Here is a 6,316-nt window from a genome sequence, read left to right on the forward strand (position 1 = left end):
TTACTCCCCAAGGGTTGTGTGTTTGCGTTGAAATTCTGCTAATTTATGATAATGCTCAGTTAAAGAACGACTTAAATCAATAAAGAGCGGTAACAATTCTTGATAAACTTGTACATTCTCTTCTTCAGGTTGATGTTCAAAAGTGGTACCCACCATACTTTCAACTACAGAATAATCTTCAATTTCTCCAAGCGCTTTAAGACCGAGCAAGCATGCGCCAAGACAAGAACTTTCGTAGCTTTCTGGCACTGATAATGGCACATCAAATATATCAGACATCATTTGTCGCCATAATTCACTTTTAGAAAAACCACCTGTCGCTTTCAGTTGTTGAGGCGTGTCACCCATCACTTCGATTAACGCAAGATAGACGGTGTAAAGATTGAACAGCACACCCTCCAACGCAGCTCGAATCATATGCTCTTTCTGATGTGCAAGTGTTAAACCGAAGAACGAACCTTTCACATCTGCGTTCCATAAAGGGGCACGTTCCCCTGCTAAGTATGGATGGAACAGCAATCCATTAGCACCAGGTTTCACTCGACTTGCGATTTGTGTAATCACTTCATAACTATCAATGCCTAAGCGTTTCGCCGTTTCAACCTCGCTCGCTAACAATTCATCTCTCAACCAACGTAATACGACACCACCATTATTCACAGGCCCACCTATCACATACTGATCTTCGTCTAAGACATAACAGAAGATACGCGCTTTCGGATCAGTTATCGGACGATCGACTACCGTACGAATCGCGCCCGATGTACCTATTGTGACTGCCACTTCACCTGGTTGATACGCATTCACACCGAGGTTGGATAACACGCCATCGCTCGCACCGATAACGATAGGCGTATCAGGATCAATATCCATTAGCGTCGCATAACGATGTTTCATTCCTGTTAACACATGCGTAGTCGGAACAAGCTTTGGTAATTGATTTGGAATAAGATCAAGTAGATCTAACACGTCCTTATCCCACTCGCGTTCCTGCAAATTGAACATCCCTGTCGCAGAAGCCAAGGACTCATCAATCACCCAAGTTTCAAACAACTGGTAAAGCATATACGATTTCAAATCGACAAACCGCGCTGTTTGATTAAATAAATCATTATGCTCGTGTTTCAACCAATAAATCTTCGCTAATGGTGACATCGGATGGATGGGCGTACCTGTGCGGCGATAAATCTCATGCCCTTCATGTTCTTCTTTTAACTTCTGTGCATACGCACTCGCACGATTATCAGCCCAAGTAATACTCTCAGTAAGCGGTTGATTGTCACTGTTCATTGCTATGAGACTATGCATTTGCGCACTAAACGAAATAAACTTCAACTGGTCATGCTCGACTCCTTGTTCGCGCACCACATGTTTAACTGTCATCAACACTGCATCGAATATCGTATCGGGATTCTCTTCTGAAGCATCCACTTCATTGTGCATTAAAGGATACGCAATGCTATGCTTTGTGACAAAGTGACCCGCTTCATCGAACAACACTGCTTTCGTGCTCGTCGTACCGATATCTACACCAATCATGTACTGCATCTTAGCCACTCCTTATCATTTAAATATATTTTTTATCTATCTTAGCAATTTATTAGAGGCCAAATTCGCTAAAGACTTACCTATATTATAATATTTAGCGCACAAAGATGTATATGATGAGACTGTAGTGAGATGAGTCAAATAAGTTTTAAAGAGGGACGTCTTAGTTCGTTTAGTGTAAAAATGAGAAAGCTCCCGTTCACTTTTTCAAAAATGAACGAGAGCTCAATCTTTCGCTTACAACTCAATTTGCAGTTATCACAATGAATCATCTAACGAAATTACTTTTCCGTAGTTACCTCAGGGCAATATTGAACTTTATGACAATGCGGGCACTCTAATTTACGAGATTTCGGTGTATGTGGTGCTTTAATAAACTGCCACAACGTAGGTTTAAAGATACGATAACAGCTTGGACAGAAATAAGACACGTGCTTATGCATAAATGCAGTAACTGTTACGCTACTATAGATTAAGTAAGGTACGATTAATAATACTGGGAAGAATTTCTTTAAAATCAGGCTTAAAGTGATTGCTCCAAGTTCTATTACTGTGACCGGCACTAACTTTTTCATCAATGCATAGTAGACATTTTTCGTTTTTTCACGTTGAATTGATGCATGATTTAAATTTAAGACTTCCTCCAGACTGCTCCCTTTGTCATCCCCAGTGACATACTTCTTAATCTCTTTAAGACGAGAATAAATTTGTTGTTGTTCTTGAATATTATTCTTCAGCTCAAGCGTACGTTGTTCAAGAAGCACAGATAGATGATTCCTAGATTCTTCATCTTGTGAATTCAACAAGTGACTAATTTGTTTCAGTGTTAACCCCCATTCTTTTAGTATTAAGATCATCTCCATTCTTACTTTACTTTCTTCATCGAAGTGGCGCATCGTTTCATGTTCTTCAGATATAGGGAGAATCAAACCTTTTTTCACGTAATACTGAACTGTTCTCACTGTAACGCTACACGCTTTCGCAAGCTCTCCAGTCGTATATGTCATTTCTATCACCTTCCTTGAACTTACTATACAACGTGACGTAACGTCGTCTACAAGTTCTTTTCACTATAAAATGCAAAAAAAGACCAGGAATCTAAGGTTAGACTCCCGGCCGTCTTAATTATGATTCGTTCTTCTTATGTTCAATAATCTCTGTACCACGATTATCCGCAATATTACGTGCACGTTTCATCGCATCGTCTTTCTTCTCGAAAGTATCTGATGCTTGTTCAGCACGATCTGTCTTCACTTTCCATTCATTATCTTCATAATACACATGCACATCACGTTCATTGTTCTCTGGATGTGCAGATTGGTCTTTCTGATGTTGCGTAATATGCTTGTTCTTCAACTCTTTTAATTCATCTTGACTTGCATCTTTATACCAAGACTCTGCTTGTTCAGTAGCGATAGGAATTGCATCGCCCTCTTTATAGCCATCTTTCAACATCGCGTTACCAATATCGATTGCTTTCTTACGTTCAAGCTCATCCATGTTCTTCCAACTTTGTGGATAGTCGTTCATTGTCCAAGGCATAGAATAACCTCCCTTTATGCTATTGAATCACTATTCTATAACCTTTTACTATTTGCAATAAACGCACTAATACAATCTATTAATTCTCTATAATTTTTGTAATAAAAATGATTTAATGCTTGTGATATAGGGAAAATAGTTAAGCATATAAATATAACTCAGAGAGGAGGCCCTGCTCGTGAATCAGATGACCATCGGGTTAATCCCTTCACCCGATATGCCAAATAAGATTACTGACAAGATTAAAGATACACTAGCAGAGGATTTCAGCAAAGTCATCGATGATCAAATCGATTGGGACATCGAAACACACGTTGCTTCGATGGTAGGTACGGCAGAACATATGGATAAGACGATGGACATTATTTCAAATATGAAGAAACAGAAAGAATGGGACATCGCTATCTGTATTACCGATTTACCGAGTATTTCTGACAATAAAGTCGTTCTTTCAGACATTCATACTGAGAAGAAGACAGCGTTGCTCTCCCTACCAGCACTCGGTATGTGGAATGTTAAAAACAAGTTACGCCACTTCCTAACGTATCTCGTTCACTACATTATGAAACCGGGTGAAGAAGAGCAACTCATCAGCAAAAAGCACTTCAGATTTTCCAAAATCGATGAAGTTCAACCCGATGAAGACAGCGATCAGAAAGAAACTCGACTTATCTTAAAATCCGTAGTCTCCGGTTGGTCCCACTTGATCAGTGGTATGACTTTCGCCAATGAACCATGGACAGCTATCTTTGATTTCAAGAAGATCATTTCAGTGTCCTTTGCCACTGGTGCCTACATTACCATCTTCTCTACACCATGGGATATGACACTGTACTATAATTATTGGCGATTTATCTTACTCATGATTCTATCCATCGTAGGCATGACAGTATGGCTCATTTATGCATATCAATTGTGGGAAACACCTTCCCCTTCCACGCAACGCCTTTACCGTTATGTCTATAACTTAACAACATTCATGACGCTCGGATCGATTACAGTCTTTAACTTTATCGCCCTGTTTATCTTACTCACCCTGAGCACCATGCTCTTCGTGCCACCATGGCTCTACACCCATATGACGTCACTGAAATCGTTACCGTCATTACTCGACTACTTTAATCTCATATGGTTCATGACTTGTATTTCAATCCTAGCAGGTGCTTTAGGTTCTACTGTGGAAAATGCAGAGAAGATTAAACGTGTCACTTACTCTTATCGTCAATACTACCGTTACGAACAACTAGAAAAAGAACGTGAAGAAGAAGAGACAGAAGGCGAAAGTTATAACGATCAAGAGAATTACGAAGGTAAGAAACAATCACACAGTGAGGAGGGTGCATCTTAATGACTCAAACAATCAAAGTAGGTCTCGTTGCCGCGCCCGGTGTTTCTAAAAACATCGCAACACACATACAAGATGATTTATCTAACGAACTCGCGCAACATATCTCCCAAGATGTTGAGTGGAAGATTGAAATCGTTGCGGACCCTCTCACTGGTTCAGCCGAGAACGTCACAGAAATCTTCCAGACGATTTCCAACTACCAGAAGACCAACGAATGGCAATACACGATTGGTTTGACGGACTTACCACTTTTTAAAAATAATAAAGTCATCGCCATCGACGTCAATAGAGACAACGGTGCCAGTCTCATCTCCGTCCCAGCATACGGTTGGCGTCCAGTGAAAAAACGTATTAAAAGCTCAATTATCGGCGTTGTCGAAGAAGTCAACAAATATCAGCCAAACAAGCACAATGCCGAACAAAGCGCGGATAAAGACCGTGCGCAACAACAAACGGAAGACAAAGACCAATCACAATCCAGCGAAGAACGTTTAACACACCAATTCCCACTCTCTAATCTCGAAGCACATACCGACTTCTTAGAGGATACAAATTCCAAACACCGTCGTTATTTCGTGAGCTCCAAAGCCAAAGGGATGATTCGTCTCTTGAGTGGTATGACATTCGCTAACAACCCACTCAACATGGTCAGCAGTATCAGCAATGTACTAGCTGTCGCTTTCACGACAGGCGCTTCCGCCATCATCTTTACGACACTATGGAATTTAAGTTACCTCTACACAGAATGGCGACTCTTCTTGATGATGATCGTCTCAGTACTCGGAATGATGCTATGGATTATCATCGCACATAATCTATGGGAACCCATTCGTCACAGTAAAGACAAACGCATCACGAAACTCTACAACTTCACGACCGTTTCAACACTGACAATTGCATTAATCTTCTACTACATTCTCTTATTCACCTTCTTCCTACTGGCATCACTCGTCGTCTTGCCACCAGGATACCTAGGCAGCAGTATGCAACTCGGTGGATCAGCCACAGCAAGCACCTACTTAAACCTCGCCTGGTTCGCCAGCTCAATCTCAACCGTTGCAGCAGCAATCGGTGCCGGACTCAACAATGCCGAACTCATCCTAGAAAGTACCTACGGCTATCGACAAAAACAACGCTACAAACAAATCAAACAACAAGAACGTCAGCGCGAAAAAGAAGAAGAAGATGTCGAAGAACGAGGCAACTCATAATATCAAAAGTGGTGCTGAATCTATGAGGGATTCAGCACCACTTTCAATATGTAGAAAACCACTAATGCTTATTAAATAAGAAAATATCTCGCAGTCTAAATAGAAGAAATTTTATATTCCCCTTCGAGCCCTAAAATCCAAATCCTACGATACATCAACTTATATAGAAACACTTTCTTCCTCAAAACACTCTATTAAACCCAAACCAAACAAGAGAGAATGTGGAGTTGATTGAGTAATTTTCACTTTCCAATGTTAGAAGAAGATTATTTATACATCGAACTCCTGCAACACAAGTAAAAGGTGGGACACCTTTTGAAAAATAGATGATACAATGAAAATTAGCTTCGTGTCCTCTATAAATAATTGAATTCGAGAAGACGCCACATTTTCTCGTCCTTTAGTAATTTTCACGGAAGAGCCATGGCTATTCTTTTTCAGCACTTTTGCATTTTCGTTATACTCCAATTCAACTCAAATTATAGACTGCCTAAGTATCAATAATTTAGAGAAATTTCTATATTCCCCACCGTGCTCTAAAACCCTAATACCACGATACATTAACTTATATAGAAACACTTTCTTCCTCGAAACACTCTATTAAACCCAAACTAAACAAGAGAGAATGTGGAGTTGATTGAGTAATTTTCACTTTCCAATGTTAGAA

General features: G+C 40.1%; 5 protein-coding genes. 2 read left to right on the forward strand and 3 right to left on the reverse strand.

All coding sequences use genetic code 11. The annotated features are described in order from the left end of the window. From gntK to CD039_RS08295, 3 genes are all read right to left on the reverse strand, one after another. A complete protein-coding gene (gntK, locus tag CD039_RS08285; RefSeq protein ID WP_103371923.1) occupies positions 1 to 1,548 on the reverse strand; it encodes a gluconokinase in 1,548 nt (515 codons plus the stop codon). Positions 1,549 to 1,829: 281 nt separating this feature from the next. Further along, positions 1,830 to 2,555, reverse strand: coding sequence for a MerR family transcriptional regulator (locus CD039_RS08290; protein ID WP_103371924.1), 726 nt, complete (start codon positions 2,553 to 2,555; stop codon positions 1,830 to 1,832). A 118-nt stretch (positions 2,556 to 2,673) separates the two neighbouring features. Further along, positions 2,674 to 3,090 carry a DUF2188 domain-containing protein gene (locus CD039_RS08295; protein ID WP_103371925.1) on the reverse strand — a complete coding sequence of 139 codons (417 nt, stop codon included), beginning with the start codon at positions 3,088 to 3,090 and terminating at the stop codon, positions 2,674 to 2,676. A 187-nt stretch (positions 3,091 to 3,277) separates the two neighbouring features. Here CD039_RS08295 and CD039_RS08300 point away from each other — a divergent pair, with 187 nt between their 5' ends. Together CD039_RS08300 and CD039_RS08305 are read left to right on the forward strand one after the other, a co-directional pair. Further along, positions 3,278 to 4,438 (forward strand): hypothetical protein, encoded by a 1,161-nt coding sequence (locus CD039_RS08300; RefSeq protein WP_240595109.1) that lies wholly within the window; start codon positions 3,278 to 3,280, stop codon positions 4,436 to 4,438. Then, on the forward strand, positions 4,438 to 5,649 hold the full coding sequence (locus CD039_RS08305; RefSeq protein WP_103371927.1) for an MFS transporter: 1,212 nt from the start codon (positions 4,438 to 4,440) through the stop codon (positions 5,647 to 5,649). The genes CD039_RS08300 and CD039_RS08305 overlap by 1 nt, the downstream gene beginning before the upstream one ends. The last annotated feature ends 667 nt before the right edge of the window (positions 5,650 to 6,316 follow it).

Origin of the sequence: Staphylococcus argensis (assembly GCF_002902305.1) — a bacterium.
In the GTDB taxonomy this organism is placed as follows: Bacteria; Bacillota; Bacilli; order Staphylococcales; family Staphylococcaceae; genus Staphylococcus; species Staphylococcus argensis.